The 15077-nt window shown below is 39.3% G+C and carries 17 protein-coding genes; 10 read left to right on the plus strand and 7 right to left on the minus strand.

The annotated features are described in order from the left end of the window. The first annotated feature begins 1 nt into the window (after position 1). The 4 genes from dapF (at position 2) to CWD91_RS10895 (ending at position 3125) form a co-directional block, all read left to right on the plus strand. The gene (gene dapF, locus CWD91_RS10880) at positions 2–784 is read left to right on the plus strand and encodes a diaminopimelate epimerase (protein WP_103440988.1); all 783 of its coding nucleotides are present in this window, start codon (positions 2–4) and stop codon (positions 782–784) included. Next, complete coding sequence (locus CWD91_RS10885) at positions 771–1295, plus strand: GNAT family N-acetyltransferase (RefSeq protein ID WP_103440989.1); 525 nt, start codon at positions 771–773, stop codon at positions 1293–1295. Before dapF ends, CWD91_RS10885 begins: the two co-directional genes overlap by 14 nt. Next, positions 1295–2338, plus strand: coding sequence for an endolytic transglycosylase MltG (gene mltG, locus CWD91_RS10890; RefSeq protein ID WP_103440990.1), 1044 nt, complete (start codon positions 1295–1297; stop codon positions 2336–2338). Before CWD91_RS10885 ends, mltG begins: the two co-directional genes overlap by 1 nt. 157 nt (positions 2339–2495) lie before the next feature. After that, the gene (locus CWD91_RS10895; protein ID WP_103440991.1) at positions 2496–3125 is read left to right on the plus strand and encodes a hypothetical protein; all 630 of its coding nucleotides are present in this window, start codon (positions 2496–2498) and stop codon (positions 3123–3125) included. 53 nt (positions 3126–3178) lie between these two features. Here the strand turns inward: CWD91_RS10895 and CWD91_RS10900 are convergent, their stop codons facing one another. From CWD91_RS10900 to dnaA, 3 genes are read right to left on the minus strand one after another with little or no spacing between them, the layout of a single operon-like run. After that, positions 3179–3901, minus strand: coding sequence for an SAM-dependent methyltransferase (locus CWD91_RS10900; protein ID WP_239985744.1), 723 nt, complete (start codon positions 3899–3901; stop codon positions 3179–3181). A 10-nt stretch (positions 3902–3911) separates the two neighbouring features. Further along, positions 3912–4370 (minus strand): low molecular weight protein-tyrosine-phosphatase, encoded by a 459-nt coding sequence (locus tag CWD91_RS10905; protein WP_103440992.1) that lies wholly within the window; start codon positions 4368–4370, stop codon positions 3912–3914. 13 nt (positions 4371–4383) lie between these two features. Next, positions 4384–5808 carry a chromosomal replication initiator protein DnaA gene (gene dnaA / locus CWD91_RS10910; protein ID WP_103440993.1) on the minus strand — a complete coding sequence of 475 codons (1425 nt, stop codon included), beginning with the start codon at positions 5806–5808 and terminating at the stop codon, positions 4384–4386. Between the two features lie 199 nt (positions 5809–6007). On the opposite strand from dnaA, the gene CWD91_RS10915 reads away from it, so the two are divergent. After that, a complete protein-coding gene (locus CWD91_RS10915; RefSeq protein ID WP_103440994.1) occupies positions 6008–6406 on the plus strand; it encodes an acyl-CoA thioesterase in 399 nt (132 codons plus the stop codon). Here the strand turns inward: CWD91_RS10915 and CWD91_RS10920 are convergent. The 4 genes from CWD91_RS10920 to ribD are packed head-to-tail and all read right to left on the minus strand — an operon-like array spanning position 6395 to position 9525. Next, positions 6395–7006: an IMPACT family protein gene (locus CWD91_RS10920; protein ID WP_103440995.1), complete on the minus strand. Its 612-nt coding sequence runs from the start codon at positions 7004–7006 to the stop codon at positions 6395–6397. The two genes, CWD91_RS10915 and CWD91_RS10920, sit on opposite strands and share 12 nt — an antisense overlap. A 9-nt stretch (positions 7007–7015) precedes the next feature. Further along, positions 7016–7879 (minus strand): DMT family transporter, encoded by an 864-nt coding sequence (locus tag CWD91_RS10925; protein ID WP_103440996.1) that lies wholly within the window; start codon positions 7877–7879, stop codon positions 7016–7018. A gap of 1 nt (position 7880) precedes the next feature. After that, a complete protein-coding gene (locus CWD91_RS10930; RefSeq protein WP_103440997.1) occupies positions 7881–8483 on the minus strand; it encodes an HAD family hydrolase in 603 nt (200 codons plus the stop codon). Beyond that, positions 8476–9525, minus strand: coding sequence for a bifunctional diaminohydroxyphosphoribosylaminopyrimidine deaminase/5-amino-6-(5-phosphoribosylamino)uracil reductase RibD (gene ribD / locus CWD91_RS10935; RefSeq protein ID WP_103441419.1), 1050 nt, complete (start codon positions 9523–9525; stop codon positions 8476–8478). Before ribD ends, CWD91_RS10930 begins: the two co-directional genes overlap by 8 nt. A 42-nt stretch (positions 9526–9567) precedes the next feature. Here ribD and CWD91_RS10940 point away from each other — a divergent pair, with 42 nt between their 5' ends. The 5 genes from CWD91_RS10940 to CWD91_RS10960 all read left to right on the plus strand — a co-directional run bounded on the left by CWD91_RS10940 (position 9568) and on the right by CWD91_RS10960 (position 15072). Next, positions 9568–10053: a GNAT family N-acetyltransferase gene (locus CWD91_RS10940; RefSeq protein ID WP_103440998.1), complete on the plus strand. Its 486-nt coding sequence runs from the start codon at positions 9568–9570 to the stop codon at positions 10051–10053. A gap of 67 nt (positions 10054–10120) precedes the next feature. Continuing rightward, positions 10121–10981 carry a peptide chain release factor N(5)-glutamine methyltransferase gene (gene prmC, locus CWD91_RS10945; RefSeq protein ID WP_103440999.1) on the plus strand — a complete coding sequence of 287 codons (861 nt, stop codon included), beginning with the start codon at positions 10121–10123 and terminating at the stop codon, positions 10979–10981. Between the two features lie 85 nt (positions 10982–11066). Next, complete coding sequence (locus tag CWD91_RS10950; RefSeq protein ID WP_103441000.1) at positions 11067–11648, plus strand: LOG family protein; 582 nt, start codon at positions 11067–11069, stop codon at positions 11646–11648. After that, positions 11649–13643, plus strand: a complete 1995-nt coding sequence (ligA, locus tag CWD91_RS10955; RefSeq protein ID WP_103441001.1) for an NAD-dependent DNA ligase LigA — start codon at positions 11649–11651, stop codon at positions 13641–13643. Positions 13644–13737: 94 nt separating this feature from the next. After that, entirely contained in the window at positions 13738–15072 is a 1335-nt protein-coding gene (locus tag CWD91_RS10960; protein WP_103441002.1) for a GntP family permease, read from the plus strand. The last annotated feature ends 5 nt before the right edge of the window (positions 15073–15077 follow it).

The following is a 15077-nucleotide window of genomic DNA, read 5'->3' on the forward strand; positions in this document are numbered from 1 at the left end:
TATGCTATTAAATTTTTATAAATATCAGGGAACGGGAAATGACTTTGTGATGATCGATAATCGTCAGGATGTGTTTCCAAAGGACAATGTTGAGTTGGTCTCATTTTTATGCGATAGAAGATTTGGTATTGGTGCCGATGGGCTTATTTTACTGGAAAATGATAAGACAGCGGATTTTAAAATGGTCTACTACAATTCAGACGGTAGACAAAGTTCCATGTGCGGCAATGGTGGTAGGTGTATCGTAGCCTTTGCCAATTACTTGGGGATTGTGGATAAAAACACCTCCTTTTTAGCAGTCGACGGACTTCATAATGCCACAATAGATAATGGTATTGTTAGTCTGCAAATGCAGGATGTTAAGGAAATAAAGGAAAAACCCAATTCTTTGTTTTTAAATACGGGTTCCCCACATCACGTTCAATTGGTGGACGGACTCCAGGATTTTAATGTTCGCAAGGAAGGAAAAAAGTTGCGTTACGGATTATACGGCGAGCAAGGCAGTAACATTAACTTTGTAGCTTTGGCCGGAGAGGACACTTTTAATGTGAGGACCTACGAGCGTGGAGTAGAAGATGAAACCTTATCTTGTGGAACGGGAGTTACTGCAGTTGCCTTGGCAATGCACCATTCGGGTAAAACCAATGGTGATACTGTAAAAATTGTTACGCCGGGGGGTAACTTGGAAGTTAAGTTTCAAAGTAAGGAAAATGGGTATAACCAGATATGGTTGACCGGTCCTGCACAACTTGTTTTTAAAGGAGGGGTAAATGTTGGGACTTAAGGGTGAAAACATATATTTAAGAGGCTTGGAGCCGGAAGATTTGGATTTTCTGTATCAGTTGGAGAACGATCCTGAAATTTGGGAAATAAGCGAGACCACAGCACCTTATTCCAAACACGTATTAAAGCTTTATCTGGAAAATGCGCATAAAGATATTTATGAGGTAAAGCAATTACGGTTATGCATTTGTAATCTGAAAGGGACTGTAGTTGGTTTAATAGATTTGTTTGATTTCGACCCCAAGAATTTAAGGGTGGGAATGGGAATTATCGTGAGTAGTAAAATTGACAGGAACAAGGGGGTAGGTGCCGAAGCCATTACCATACTCTGTAATTATGCTTTTTCAGTTTTGGGAATGAGACAAATTTATGCCAATGTATTGGAGGATAATGCTCCCAGTATACATTTGTTTTCTAAACTTGGGTTCCAGAAAGTAGGGATAAAAAGGGATTGGATTTATTCCAATGGTACTTTTAAAAATGAAATCTTGTTTCAAAAGATAAATAGCTAATGTATATAAAGAAAATTTTACTGGTTATTGTTATTGTGGGAATGTTGATTGGTGGTGCCTTCGCATATATGGTTTACACCGCCTTTTTTATACCAAACACCCAATTTAACGACGAGGTTGCCTATGTCTATATTCCTTCAGATTCAAACTTTGAACAGCTAAAGGGAATTGTGGACCCACTATTGAAGGATATGAAAACTTTTGGATCTGCTGCGGATAAAAAGGGCTATAGTGATAATGTAAAGGCTGGAAAATATGCCATAAAAAAGGGAATGAACAATAACGATATTGTAAATTCCCTACGAAGTGGCAATATTCCTGTTAAGGTCGCTTTTAACAATCAGGAAACCTTGGCGGATTTAGCTGGTAGAATATCCCTTCAGATAGAAGCGGATAGCATCAGTTTGTTGAGTCACTTTATGGATCAAGAGTTTTTAAAAACAAAGGGGTTTAATGATAAGACAGCGCTGTCCATGTATATTCCCAACAGTTATGAGTTTTTCTGGAATACATCTGCTGAAGGCTTTAAAGAAAGGATGTTCAAGGAATACACTAGATTTTGGAACGATAGTCGCCAAGCTAAGGCGAAGGCTTTGGGACTAAATTCTTCGGAAGTGATCACTTTGGCTTCCATTGTACATAAGGAGACGGCAAAAGTAGATGAAAGACCAAGGGTGGCCGGTGTGTATCTCAACCGATTGAGAACTGGGATGATGCTTCAGGCAGATCCCACAGTAATCTATGCCATAAAACTTCATACGGGTAATTTTGATACCATCATAAAAAGGGTGCTGTACAAGGATTTGGAATTGGACTCCCCTTATAATACCTATAAGGTAACCGGTTTGCCTCCGGGACCTATTGCCATGCCAGATATTTCGGCAATCGATGCCGTTTTAAATCCGGAAAGGCATGAATATTATTACTTCGTTGCCAATGTGGAAAACTTTGGTTATCACAAGTTTGCGAAAACATTGGCGCAACATAACCGCAATAAAGAGCAGTATATCCGATGGATCAATAGTCAAAAGATCAACCGGTGAGCCAATGGTCCTTAAATTTGTGTCATTTATCCAATATTTATAACATTTTGTACAAAGTTGCGTTAAAGTGGGTCGGTTTTTAAAAAACGGGCATATCTTTGTAAAGTGAAATTTAAGCAAACCCTTTTTTGGTTGTAAGTCTTAAGAAAACAAAAATATGAGAAAGTGGACAAGTTATTTGTTCCCCGTTATCATGATTTTTATTTTTATTAGTTATGGGTTTAAGCCAGTAAAAATGGTTATTCCTGAGGCTTTTAGAGTAAATGGACCTACCGAAGTTTTGTATCCCAAACACAAAACTGTTTTAAAAACGACTATGGCTGCGCCACCCTTTTTAGGAACATCCTATAATGGGTTTAAAGAGGCATTAGCCTTTAAGGAATCTCAAGGAAATTATTTTACTACCAACGCATTAGGTTATTTAGGAAAGTATCAATTTGGTATTGGTACCCTGGAACTACTTGGTGTTTACAACGCTACATTATTTCTAAACGATCCAGTTCTGCAAGAAAGGGTATTTCATACCAATCTTTCAAGGAATAAGTGGATTTTGAGAAGGGATATTAAACGTTTTGTTGGCGTAGTAATTAATGGTCAGGAGATTACGGAATCGGGTATTCTAGCTGCTGCACATTTGGCAGGGGCGGGGAATGTAAAAAAGTATTTACGGTCCTATGGGGAATTAAATGTGGATGACGACTTTGGTTCGTCCGTTTCATATTACATCAAAAAATTCTCAGGTTATGATATTTCCCATGTAACCCCCAAAAGAAATCCAAGAATATAAAGAGTTTATAATTATGAAAATGGAAGGACCCTGGCAATATTGCTAGGGTTTTTTTATGCGTGAATAATGAAAATAGTGGGTCTTTTATGAAGATCCACCGAAGCTCTTTGCCAATCTGCAACCTGTTTGGTGGCGATAAATTCTGTGGGAAGGGTAATGTCACAGGCAATGCAAACCAAAGTTTGGGGGGAGAGTGATTTTATTAATTCGGCCAGCAGTTTATCGTTTCTATAAGGTGTTTCAATGAATATTTGTGATTGATCAAAATCCCTAGATAGTTTTTCAAACTTCTTGATGCTTTTTTTTCTTTCCCCTGCCTCTATGGGAAGATAGCCATTAAAAGCAAAACTTTGACCATTTAAACCACTGGCCATTAAGGCCAATAGGATAGAGGAGGGGCCTACCAAAGGCACAACCTGAATACCTTTTTGATGTGCAATTCGGACTATATCGGCGCCGGGATCGGCAATTCCAGGACAACCTGCTTCGGATAGTATGCCCACATTATACCCCTCAAAACAAGAGTCTAAAAAAGTGGGAAGGATTGCTGGCTCTGTAAATTTGTTTAGAAGGTTAATGTGTAAGCTGGGTTGGGATTTCTTAGAACTTATTTTTTTGATAAAGTGTCTAGCAGTTTTTTCATTTTCCACTATGTAGTGATCAATATGTTCAATGGTCCTTTTAATGGATATTGGTAGCACCTCCAAGGGTTCATTGTCGCCCAAGGTGGTTGGGATTAAATAGAGTTTGCCAATATTGCCCATTGTTTGGTTCATAGGTATTACATTATTTATGCATTAGGTCTTGGGCAATTAGGTTGCATGCCGAGTCTATTAAATGAAATATTTCTTCAAAACCGTCGTCACCACCATAATAGGGGTCAGGAACTTCTTTGTTGGTAGTATTTGTTTTATAAAGCAGTAACTTCACTTTTGCTTTATCGTTCTTATTTTTGGCAAGGGCAATTACGTTTTCATAATTACTGTTGTCCATGGCAAAAATAAAATCAAAATCACTAAAATCTTTGAAGGTAAATTGCCTACAGCGTTGCTGGCTAATATCGATCCCGTATCTTTTTGCTATCGAAATAGATCGATCATCCGGTTTTTTTCCAATATGATAACTAGCTGTACCTGCCGAATCCACATGGAAATTTTCCTTATCCAGCTTGCTTTTTAGAATACCTTCGGCCAATGGCGACCTACATATATTCCCTAAGCAGACCATAAGGACTTTGGCACCCATACTTATGTCAATATTAGGAAAACTTCTTTGTTAAGTCGTCTATGTATTTTCGGAACTGTTTGTCGGTTTCTGCCAGGTTATCCACAGTTTTGCAAGCGTGCAATACCGTAGCATGGTCTCTTTTTCCAATTTGGGATCCAATACTTGCCAAGGAGGCCTTGGTGAATTTTTTAGCAAAGAACATGGCCAATTGTCTGGCTTGTACAATATGCCTTTTTCTGGTTTTTGACTGTAAAGTGGCCACATCCATTTCAAAATAGTCGGAAACCACTTTTTGGATATAATCTATGGACACTTCCCTTTTGGTGTTCTTTACGAATTTCTCCACGACCAGTTGGGCCAATTCAAGAGTAACTTCCTTCTTGTTGAAGGAGGACTGGGCAATTAGTGAAATTATGGCCCCTTCCAATTCCCGAATATTGGTTTTTATGTGTTTGGCAACGTAGTCTATGATATCTTCGGGCATTTCTACGCCATCTCGATACAATTTATTTTTTAAGATCGATATCCTTGTTTCGTAGTCGGGTGTTTGAAGTTCCGCTGACAATCCCCATTTAAAACGGGAAAGCAAACGCTGTTCTATGTCCTGCATATCAACAGGTGCCTTATCCGAAGTTAGGATTACTTGCTTTCCATTTTGGTGCAAATGATTAAAAATGTGGAAGAAAACATCCTGTGTTCCTGACTTACCTGACAGAAATTGTACGTCATCAATAATGAGCACATCGATCAATTGGTAGAAATGAATAAAATCGTTTCTAGTGTTCTTTTTTACGGACTCAATATATTGCTGGGTAAATTTTTCGGCAGAGATGTAAAGTACCGTTCTTTCTGGGTATTTATCCTTTATCTCAACGCCTATGGCATGTGCCAAATGTGTTTTTCCCAAACCAACACCACCAAAAACCAGTAGTGGGTTAAAAGAGGTTCCACCGGGTTTATTGGCAACTGCCATGCCGGCCGACCTGGCCAACCTATTGGAATCACCTTCCAAGAAATTGTCGAAATTATAACTTGGATTTAATTGGGACTCAATTTTTATGTTTCTTATCCCTGGAATTACAAAGGGATTCTTTAATTCCGGGTTTTTGGATTTTATGGCTACGTCCAATTCTTGAGGCTCTACATGGGACCTATTGGAACTCGGTATTTTTTCTGTAAAAGGTTCGCGATTGCCATAGGTGTTTTCCATTTTAATGATGTACACCAATTTGGCGGTCTCACCCAATTCTTTGGTGAGCGCAACTTTTAATAGTTTAACGTAGTGCTCTTCCAGCCATTCATAAAAGAATTTACTAGGAACTTGAATGCTCAAGGCATTATCTGAAAGTTTAACAGGTTTTATTGGTTCGAACCAAGTTTTGAATGCCTGCGGTTGGATATTGTCTTTAATAAAGCCCAAACAATGGTTCCATACGGACGTTGCAGTAACACTCATTTTTAAAGTTTTCTTTTTTTTGGTTAGTGTAAATTACTGATGATATTCAGCCAGGTTAATTGGGATTATCAAGTGGGCAAATATGTGAACAAATATTCTAAAAAAAAAATCCAAAGAGGTTGAATTTTCGCTTTTTTTTTCTCATGTTGTACCACAAATTTTTCACACTTTTAAATATAAAGGTTTTACACGGAATAACATGGATTTTAATGAATTTTCTTTTAGGGTTAGATACGGCGAAACGGATCAAATGGGGGTGGTTTATCATGGGAATTACCCGCAATATCTAGAGATGGGACGGGTAGAGTGGCTGAGGTCCATGGGCATTTCCTACAAAACGATGGAGGAAAACGGAATAATGTTGCCTGTAATTTCCTTAAATATTACATACAGGAAATCAGCAGTTTATGATGATCTTTTAACAGTAAAGACCTTTATTCGCAAGAGACCGATGGTTAGAATAGAATTTGACTATGAGATACGCAATGAGGCCAAGGAATTGTTGATAGAGGCCAATACCGTTTTGGCATTTATAGATATGAAAACGAATAAGCCTATAAAATGTCCGAGCTATATCTTGGACAATCTAAATATCTAGTTTTTTTATTTTCACCGGATACATTGCCGCAAAAATAATTTCGGTAGGATCAGCCTCGTTTTTTCTAACGGATATTTCAATTGCGCAATCCATATCCATTTTTTGGGCCGTAATTTCCATTTGATGTTGCTTAATGGTTCTCATAACCTTATCCATGTCGGAATATTCGAAAGAAAGCAAATATCTTTGCTGCAATGTCTTTTCAATTATTTGGGCAGAACCGAGTGCCATTTGCGCTGCAGTTCTATATGCGGATATTAATCCTCCGACCCCTAGTTTGGTGCCGCCAAAAATACGAACCACGGCAACAAGGACATTTGTGATGCCAAACGACTGTATTTGGCCATAGATGGGCATTCCAGCTGAGTTATTGGGTTCGCCGTCATCATTCGCCCTATAGCTGACCTCCTCAAACCCCAATTGCCAAGCGTAACAAACGTGGTTGGCCGTATGGTGAAGTTTACGTAATTCTTCAATTATAGGCTTTACTTCTTCTTCGTCCTTTAAAGGGAAAGCATATCCGAAAAACTTGCTTTTTCGTTCTTTGAATAAAATCTCCTTTGAGGGTGATTCCAAGGTTTTGTAGGTGTCCAACTCCATATTGTTCCATTAAAAAAAAGCGACCAGGATAATACTGATGACAGCTAGTGTAATTCCCATCCAATTTTTGACGCTGATACGCTCCTTGAACAGCAAAACCCCCAAAAGCGTAGAGAACATTACGATGGCTACATTATTTATTGTAAAAACAGATGCACTGTTAAGGTTTTCTTGTTGTAAAGCACGCAATAGGTAATATATAGAAAAATAATTTAGGATGCCCAGTCCAATTCCGCCAAGAGCAGTTGTAATACTTGGCGTAGAACGTGTTTTAAAAGATTTTAAGCTGATATAAATAATGCCGGTTATTGCGGCAGAACCAAAAACCACTGCGGAAAACAGGGGAAACTCATCCTTGGGAACCAGTGTTTCCTCCAAATACTTAATGCTGGTATCTATTATGCCCGAACCTATAAAAACCATGACAGGAAGTATCAGGACATTCTTCTTTATCAGTATATCCCTTTCCTTTACAGAAGCGAAATATACTGCGGCCAGGGCCAAAATAATGCCTATGGTTTTTAAGGCCCCTAGTTGCTCATCATATACCAACAAACCAAAGATAACTGGAATTACGAGCGACATCTTAGTAGCTACCGAAGCCACTGAAACCCCACTTTTTTGTGAGGTAGCGGCCATAAGATTAAATACAAGGATAAACAATATACCCAAAACCAAAGTGCCCAGAAACCATGGTTTTGTAGGGACTTCCAAGAAAACAATGTTTTTTTCATATAAGATCATGCCAGCCGCCGAGGCAACTACATAATTAATTATAATGGCAATTAAAGTTTCTACCTTATAGGTGTCAAATAGTTTGAAAACAACAAAAATTAAACTGGAAAACAGTACGCTTAAACCTAGGTCCAACATGTTACAGTCTTTCCTTTAGTTGAATAACGTCTTCCTTGCCAACCTGTAGGTTCCAGGTATATATTCCCAATTCCTTGGCGGCATCCGTATTTTCTTTGGTGTCGTCAATAAATAGGGTATCCTCCGGACTCAGATTGTTTTGCTCCAATACAAATTGGAATATTTCTTTATTGGGTTTTCTTAATTTGATTTCATGCGATAAATAAAATTGTTCAAAAGAGTTTTTGAACCGCCCGTAATTTTCGGCACCCATAATCTGTCCCACATGGGGGATGTGCAAGGCATTGGTATTGCTTAAAAGGAATAGTCTATATTTTTTTTCTTTATCCAGGTTTTCTAAAAAGTTGAGACGATATTCAGGAAAATCCAACAACATGGAATTCCAAATATCGATGATCGATTTGGATGTGAGGTGGGGAAAATCTGGTTGCAATAAGTCTACAAATTCCTGAGGGCCAATCTTGCCAACTTCAAATTCCTCATTTATGGAATGATATTTAGGTAGAAATTCTTGGATATTTTTATTTTCCAATGCTTTAAAAACTACCTGTTTGTCCAGGTTGATAAAAATATCCCCAAAATCGAATATGATGTTTTTAATCATGTTTAATGAGTGTTAGTGTATCTGATTCTATTTGCTTTTCACAAGTGGTAATACCATGGATTACTGGAGCTCTTAGACCTTCCCCAAATGTAGTTTTGCCTTTAAATACCCTGGCTTCATCCCATAGTTCCGTATCTATAAAGCTCTGAAGTGTTTTGGCCCCACCTTCAATAATGACACTCAATATGTTATGTTTATAGAGAATGGTGCAAATTTGAGGAGCTATATTATTTCTAAAATCAATTTCCTCATATAAAATTTCGCCCTCGGACTTTTTATGATCATGGCCGCTGAGGATGATGGTTTTTACGCTACCGTCCAATACATGGTATTTGCTATTTATTTTTAATTTCCTGTCCAAAACAATTCTAATGGGATCCTTACCTTTCCAATGACGAACGTTCAGCTGGGGGTTATCGGCCAATACGGTATTGGTCCCTACTAAAATGGCCTGTTCCTGACTACGCCATTTGTGTACCAATTGCTGGGAATACGGGTTGGTAATCCAAAAAGGTTGTAGATTGTTACTTCTTTTTTCTTGGCTTGGAGCTATAAATCCATCAGCCGTTTCTGCCCATTTCAAAATAATATAGGGCCTCTTTTTGGTGTGAAAGGTCAAAAATCTTCTATGGTGTTCCCGGCACTCCTTCTCAAGAACACCAACACTAACCTGGCAGCCGGCAGCCCTTAGTTTTTCAATACCTTTGCCCGCAACTTTTTCGTGTGGGTCCAAGAGGCCTACAATTACGTTGGGAATCCCATGCTTTATAATTAAGTCTGCACAGGGAGGGGTTTTGCCGTAATGGGAACATGGTTCCAAGGTTACGTATATGGTGGCCTGATTTAACAGTGCCTTGTCTTTTACGGAATTTATGGCATTGACTTCGGCATGGGGACCGCCATAGGGACTGGTGTAGCCCTCTCCTATAATAGTATCCCCATGAACAATAATACTGCCCACCATGGGATTGGGGTAGGTAGTTCCCAGTCCATTTTTGGCAAGTTGTATACATCTTGAAATATATTTTTCGTGTATCTTCACTTCGTAAAAATAGAACAATATTAGTAGATTTTTAGTAAACATATGTTAGTCACTACTATAAGAGAAATTAAGCCTAATGACAATGAGGAGGTTGCAAGGGTGATAAGGAAAGTTTTGGAGGATTTGGGTGTTCCTAAGATTGGTACTGCCTATGCCGATAAAGCTTTGGATCGGATGTATGAAAATTATGATGTTCCAAGGGCCGATTATTTTGTGGCCGAGGAAAATGGCATTATTATAGGATGTGCGGGAATTGCCCAATTGGAAAATTATGTAGGGAACGTATGCGAAGTGCAGAAAATGTATTTTCTGGAAGAGGCCAGGGGGAGGGGATTGGGCCTTAAGATGATCAATGTTTGTATAAATAGAGCTATTAAATATGGCTATGAGCAGTGCTACTTGGAAACCATGCCCTATATGGAGGATGCCCAAAAATTGTATTTAAGGACAGGATTTCATTATATAGATGGGCCTATGGGAAATACCGGCCATTATTCATGCTCAGTTTGGATGCTTAAAAGTTTATAGAAAACACTGAAGGAATACGGAATGCTGTTAAGTTCCATATTGATAATACGGTTTGCAAAAAGTTGGTATGTTATTAAAGGAGATTAAAGAAATTTACCATCTAGAGCTAGATTCCCTCTTCCCAAAAGAAGAGGTAGATAGCTTTTTTTATTTGGTAATAGGTCATTATCTGGGTTTGGAAAGATTTGTTTTGGTCTTGGAGCCCAATCTGGTAGTGTCCAAAGAAAAGGAGGAACACTTATTTTATGCTTTGAGCCAATTAAAGGAGGAACGTCCCATTCAATATATTTTGGGGAAAGCCCATTTTTGTGATCTTGAGTTTAATGTAGACGAAAATGTTCTGATTCCTCGACCGGAAACAGAAGAATTGGTGTATTGGGTCCTGGATGAGCTACAAAGGCAGGATTCTACCAAGGAGATAAAAATATTGGATATTGGAACAGGAAGTGGGTGTATTGCCATTGCCCTGGCCAAAAACCTGCCCAATGCCAAAGTGGTTGCCATGGATATTTCACAAGGAGCCATCCAGGTAGCTGAAAGGAATGCGAAAGAAAATAAAGTCGACATAGCGTTTATTGAAGCGGATATCCTTACTATGTTGGGCTTTAAAGGTGAATTTGATGTAATTGTGTCTAATCCTCCCTATGTCAGGGAATTGGAAAAAATGAAAATGAAAAATAATGTTTTGGACCATGAACCTAGGTCTGCACTTTTTGTTTCCGATAAAGACCCTTTAATATTCTATAAAAAAATTGTCCAATTTGCTAAAGGTCATTTAAAGAAAAGTGGTGTTTTATTCTTTGAGGTCAATCAATATTTAGGCGAGGAGACTAAAGAACTTTTGGAAAATGGAAATTTTTCGGATATTGAACTCAGAAAGGATATTTCTGGTAATGATAGGATGTTGAAAGGAATGCTTAATTCCTGATTTTTGTATTGATTTTTAACGAAGGATTACTGTCTGCCAAATGGTTGTACACTCAAATATTTCTTCTTAAGGAGTTGTGTAAATTATGAAAAGCGTAGTTGTATTTTGTGGGAGCAGTGAGGGCAATGATCGGGAAATTGTGGATTGCGCCTATCAATTGGGGGCAAGGTTGGCGGATGAGGGGATTACCTTGGTCTATGGGGCTGCAAAAATTGGCATTATGGGAAAATTGGCACAAGGTGCCTTGGAGAACCATGGTAAGGTTATAGGCGTTATTCCGGATTTTCTAAAACTGAAGGAGGTTTTTCATTCTGGACTTACCGAACTGATTATTACGAAGAATATGCATAAACGCAAATTAAGGATGCACGACCTTTCCGATGGAATTATAGCACTTCCCGGTGGATATGGTACCATGGAGGAATTATTCGAGATGATTACATGGGCACAACTTGGCCTCCATCAAAAACCAATTGGTCTTTTGAATGTCAATGGATTTTATGATGAACTGCTTGCCATGTTGCGGACCATGGTACGTAAGGGATTCCTGAAACAGGAATATTACGATATATTGTTAATAGATAATTCTATTGACGGACTTATACATAAAATGAAAAACTACCAACCCTTGCCATTGCCAAAGTGGATTAAAAAGGAACAGCTATAAATGGAAATTAAACAGAAAATAGAAAACCTTAGAACCGAACTTAGGGAGCATAATTATAATTATTATGTGCTGGACAATGCCACCATTTCGGATTTTGAGTTTGATACGAAACTAAAGGAACTGCAGGCCCTTGAAGATAAATATCCTGAATTCTATGATGCCAGTTCCCCCTCTTTAAGGGTAGGTGGAACCATCACCAAGAATTTTGAAACACTTGTGCATGAGCATCGCATGTATTCATTGGACAATTCCTATTCCAAAGAAGATCTGGAAGATTGGGAAAAACGCATTCAAAAAATATTGGGAGATGCCCCAGTGGAATTTACCTGTGAACTAAAATACGACGGGGCGTCTATAAGCTTAACTTACGAGGATGGTAGGCTGGTACGCGGACTTACTCGAGGTGATGGGTTTCAGGGCGATGACGTTACCAATAATATAAAGACCATTAGATCGGTACCCTTGCAATTAAAAGGGGATTACCCGCCCAAATTTGATATTCGGGGAGAGATCGTTCTTCCTTTTGAAGGGTTTGCAAAGATGAACCAAGAGAGGTTGGAGAACGGGGAAGACCCCTACATGAATCCAAGAAATACAGCTTCAGGCAGTTTAAAATTACAGGACAGCGCCCTTGTTGCCGAACGTCCTCTTGATTGTTTGTTGTACAGTATAGTGGGAGTAAATCTGGGAATGGAGTCACAGTTCCAAATGCTGGAAAAAGCCAGAAATTGGGGATTTAAGGTCCCTATAGCGGCCAAATTATGCAAAACTACGGATGACGTTCTGGAATTTATTGATTACTGGGATAAGCATAGACATGAACTGCCCTATGAGACCGATGGGGTGGTAATTAAAGTGAATAGCATACAACATCAGGAAGAATTGGGGTATACTTCCAAATCTCCACGTTGGGCTATGGCCTATAAATTTAAGACCGAGCAGGTTTCTACTATTTTGAATGAGATTACATACCAAGTAGGACGTACAGGGGCAATAACCCCTGTAGCCAATTTGGAACCTGTACTTTTGGCAGGAACTACCGTAAAAAGAGCTTCCCTTCATAATGCCGACCAAATAGAAAAACTGGATATTAGGGCGGGGGATACCGTTTTTGTGGAAAAAGGGGGGGAAATAATCCCAAAAATCGTGGGTGTGGATTTCAGTCAAAGACCTGCCGATTCCCAGCCTACCAACTACATAGATCATTGTCCCGAATGCAATACCCTACTGGAAAGAACGGAGGGAGATGCCAAGCACTATTGTCCCAATGAATATGGATGTCCTCCCCAGATTACAGGCCGTATTCAACATTATATTTCCCGTAAGGCTTTGGATATAGAAGGTTTGGGTGGAGAAACCGTTGAACTTCTTTTTAAGGAGGGACTTATTAAAAACTATGCAGATCTATATTTACTTACCACGGAACAATTGATACCCTTGGAACGAATGGCTGAAAAGTCGGCCGAAAACCTGGTAAAGGGAGTTGCTGAATCTGTCAAAATTCCTTTTGAACGGGTTTTGTTTGCCCTGGGAATTAGGTTTGTAGGAGAAACAGTGGCCAAGAAACTGGCGAAGGCTTATAAAAATATTGACGCCCTAATGATAGCCAGTGAAGAGGAATTGATGGGGGTGGACGAGATTGGGCAGCGTATTGCGGAAAGTGTGGTGTCATTTTTTCAGAATGAGATCAATTTGGTAATCATTTCTAGATTAAGGAAATACGGAGTACAATTGGAAGTCTCAGCTGACAAGCTTCAAAATCAGACGGATCTTTTGAAAGGATATACCTTCGTAGTGTCGGGTGTTTTCGAAAACCTCAGTAGGGATGAACTTAAAAAATTGATCGAAGATAATGGCGGAAAAGTGGGGTCCAGTATTTCCTCAAAAACTTCTTATCTTGTGGCAGGAGATAAGATGGGTCCCAGTAAAAGGACGAAAGCAGAAAGTTTGGGAGTGCCCATTATTTCGGAGACCGATTTTATGGGTATGCTATAATTGGCCTATTATGAAGAATGAAGATAATCAATGTATGCTACAGATAGTTTAGGAAGATTATGAAGTTTAAAAAGTGCTACACTAAATAAGAATTATGTATACCATCCTGCTACTGCTAATCTGTATTGTTTTCATTATTGTGGCTTCCACCCGTTTTAAGCTTCACCCATTTTTGGCTTTACTGGCAGCCAGCTTGTTGTTCGGTATTTTTTCAGGACTCCCATTGGATGAACTCATAAGAACTATTAACGATGGATTTGGTGCTACGATAGGTGGTATTGGTATCATAATTATAGCGGGTTTAATTATAGGGACTTTTCTGGAAAAATCTGGCGGAGCCTATACCTTGGCCAACCTTGTCTTAAAGATTATTGGTCCTAAGAGGGTACATATGGCCATGGGCTTTATTGGTTATTTTGTATCCATACCGGTATTTGCCGATAGCGGATTTATTATTGTCTCCCCATTAAATAGGGCGCTGACAAAAAAGGCAAAATTGTCCTTGGCGGGAACAATAGTGGCCTTGTCTCTAGGTTTAATGGCTTCGCACACTATGGTGCCGCCAACTCCGGGACCCATCGCTGCTGCAGGAATCTTGGGTGCAGATTTGGGTCAGGTTATTCTCTTTGGGCTAATGACCAGTATACCGGCCTTGTTGGTCTGTATTTTGTTTGCCAAAAAAATAGGTTCCAAAATTTTCATTGATCCCGCGCCAAAGCTAACGGAGGAGCAAATTAATTCCCAGCTGGAAAACGCTCCATCGGTTTTTAAATCCTTTATTCCTATAGTGGTTCCCATAATTCTTATCGTGTTGAGGTCTTTTGCCGAATACCCAACCCTGCCGTTTGGGGACGGAACTTTTAAGCACGCAATAGGATTTGTGGGCAACCCAGTGGTAGCCCTGTTGATCGGAATGGTACTGTCATTTACCCTGCCCAAGAAATTGGATAAGGAAATGTTAAGTACCTCGGGTTGGATAGGGGAGGCACTTACCTCTGCAGCCATTATCATATTAATAACAGGGGCTGGCGGGGCATTTGGAAAAGTACTAGAGACTTCGGACATTAGTTCCTTGCTGGAGAACAATGTTTCCAACGGAAATTTGGGGATATGGCTACCATTCTTAATTGCCGCAGGTATTAAGACAGCCCAGGGCTCCTCTACGGTAGCCATTATTACAACAGCATCCATTATTGCCCCTTTGATGCCTGCAATGGGTTTTGATACAGAGGTATCAAAAGCTTTGGCGGTCATTGCCATTGGGGCTGGTGCATCTTTGGTCTCCCATGCCAATGATAGTTTTTTTTGGGTGGTTACCCAGCTAAGTGATATGAAAGTAAATCAAGGATATAGGACACATAGTTTAGGGACTGCCATTTTGGGTTTTTCGGCAATGATAGTTTTAACCATAATAAGTTTATTAATATAATTTAA

Source organism: Arenibacter hampyeongensis, from assembly GCF_002909255.1.
Lineage (GTDB): Bacteria > Bacteroidota > Bacteroidia > Flavobacteriales > Flavobacteriaceae > Arenibacter > Arenibacter hampyeongensis.

Bases quoted from the DNA above. Each gene is read 5' to 3' on its own strand.
- dapF (WP_103440988.1), top strand. From the start codon at position 2: ATGCTATTAAATTTTTATAAATATCAGGGAACGGGAAATGACTTTGTG.
- CWD91_RS10885 (WP_103440989.1), top strand. From the start codon at position 771: ATGTTGGGACTTAAGGGTGAAAACATATATTTAAGAGGCTTGGAGCCG.
- mltG (WP_103440990.1), top strand. From the start codon at position 1,295: ATGTATATAAAGAAAATTTTACTGGTTATTGTTATTGTGGGAATGTTG.
- CWD91_RS10895 (WP_103440991.1), top strand. From the start codon at position 2,496: ATGAGAAAGTGGACAAGTTATTTGTTCCCCGTTATCATGATTTTTATT.
- CWD91_RS10900 (WP_239985744.1), bottom strand. From the start codon at position 3,901: ATGAACCAAACAATGGGCAATATTGGCAAACTCTATTTAATCCCAACC.
- CWD91_RS10905 (WP_103440992.1), bottom strand. From the start codon at position 4,370: ATGGGTGCCAAAGTCCTTATGGTCTGCTTAGGGAATATATGTAGGTCG.
- dnaA (WP_103440993.1), bottom strand. From the start codon at position 5,808: ATGAGTGTTACTGCAACGTCCGTATGGAACCATTGTTTGGGCTTTATT.
- CWD91_RS10915 (WP_103440994.1), top strand. From the start codon at position 6,008: ATGGATTTTAATGAATTTTCTTTTAGGGTTAGATACGGCGAAACGGAT.
- CWD91_RS10920 (WP_103440995.1), bottom strand. From the start codon at position 7,006: ATGGAGTTGGACACCTACAAAACCTTGGAATCACCCTCAAAGGAGATT.
- CWD91_RS10925 (WP_103440996.1), bottom strand. From the start codon at position 7,879: ATGTTGGACCTAGGTTTAAGCGTACTGTTTTCCAGTTTAATTTTTGTT.
- CWD91_RS10930 (WP_103440997.1), bottom strand. From the start codon at position 8,483: ATGATTAAAAACATCATATTCGATTTTGGGGATATTTTTATCAACCTG.
- CWD91_RS10940 (WP_103440998.1), top strand. From the start codon at position 9,568: ATGTTAGTCACTACTATAAGAGAAATTAAGCCTAATGACAATGAGGAG.
- prmC (WP_103440999.1), top strand. From the start codon at position 10,121: ATGTTATTAAAGGAGATTAAAGAAATTTACCATCTAGAGCTAGATTCC.
- CWD91_RS10950 (WP_103441000.1), top strand. From the start codon at position 11,067: ATGAAAAGCGTAGTTGTATTTTGTGGGAGCAGTGAGGGCAATGATCGG.
- ligA (WP_103441001.1), top strand. From the start codon at position 11,649: ATGGAAATTAAACAGAAAATAGAAAACCTTAGAACCGAACTTAGGGAG.
- CWD91_RS10960 (WP_103441002.1), top strand. From the start codon at position 13,738: ATGTATACCATCCTGCTACTGCTAATCTGTATTGTTTTCATTATTGTG.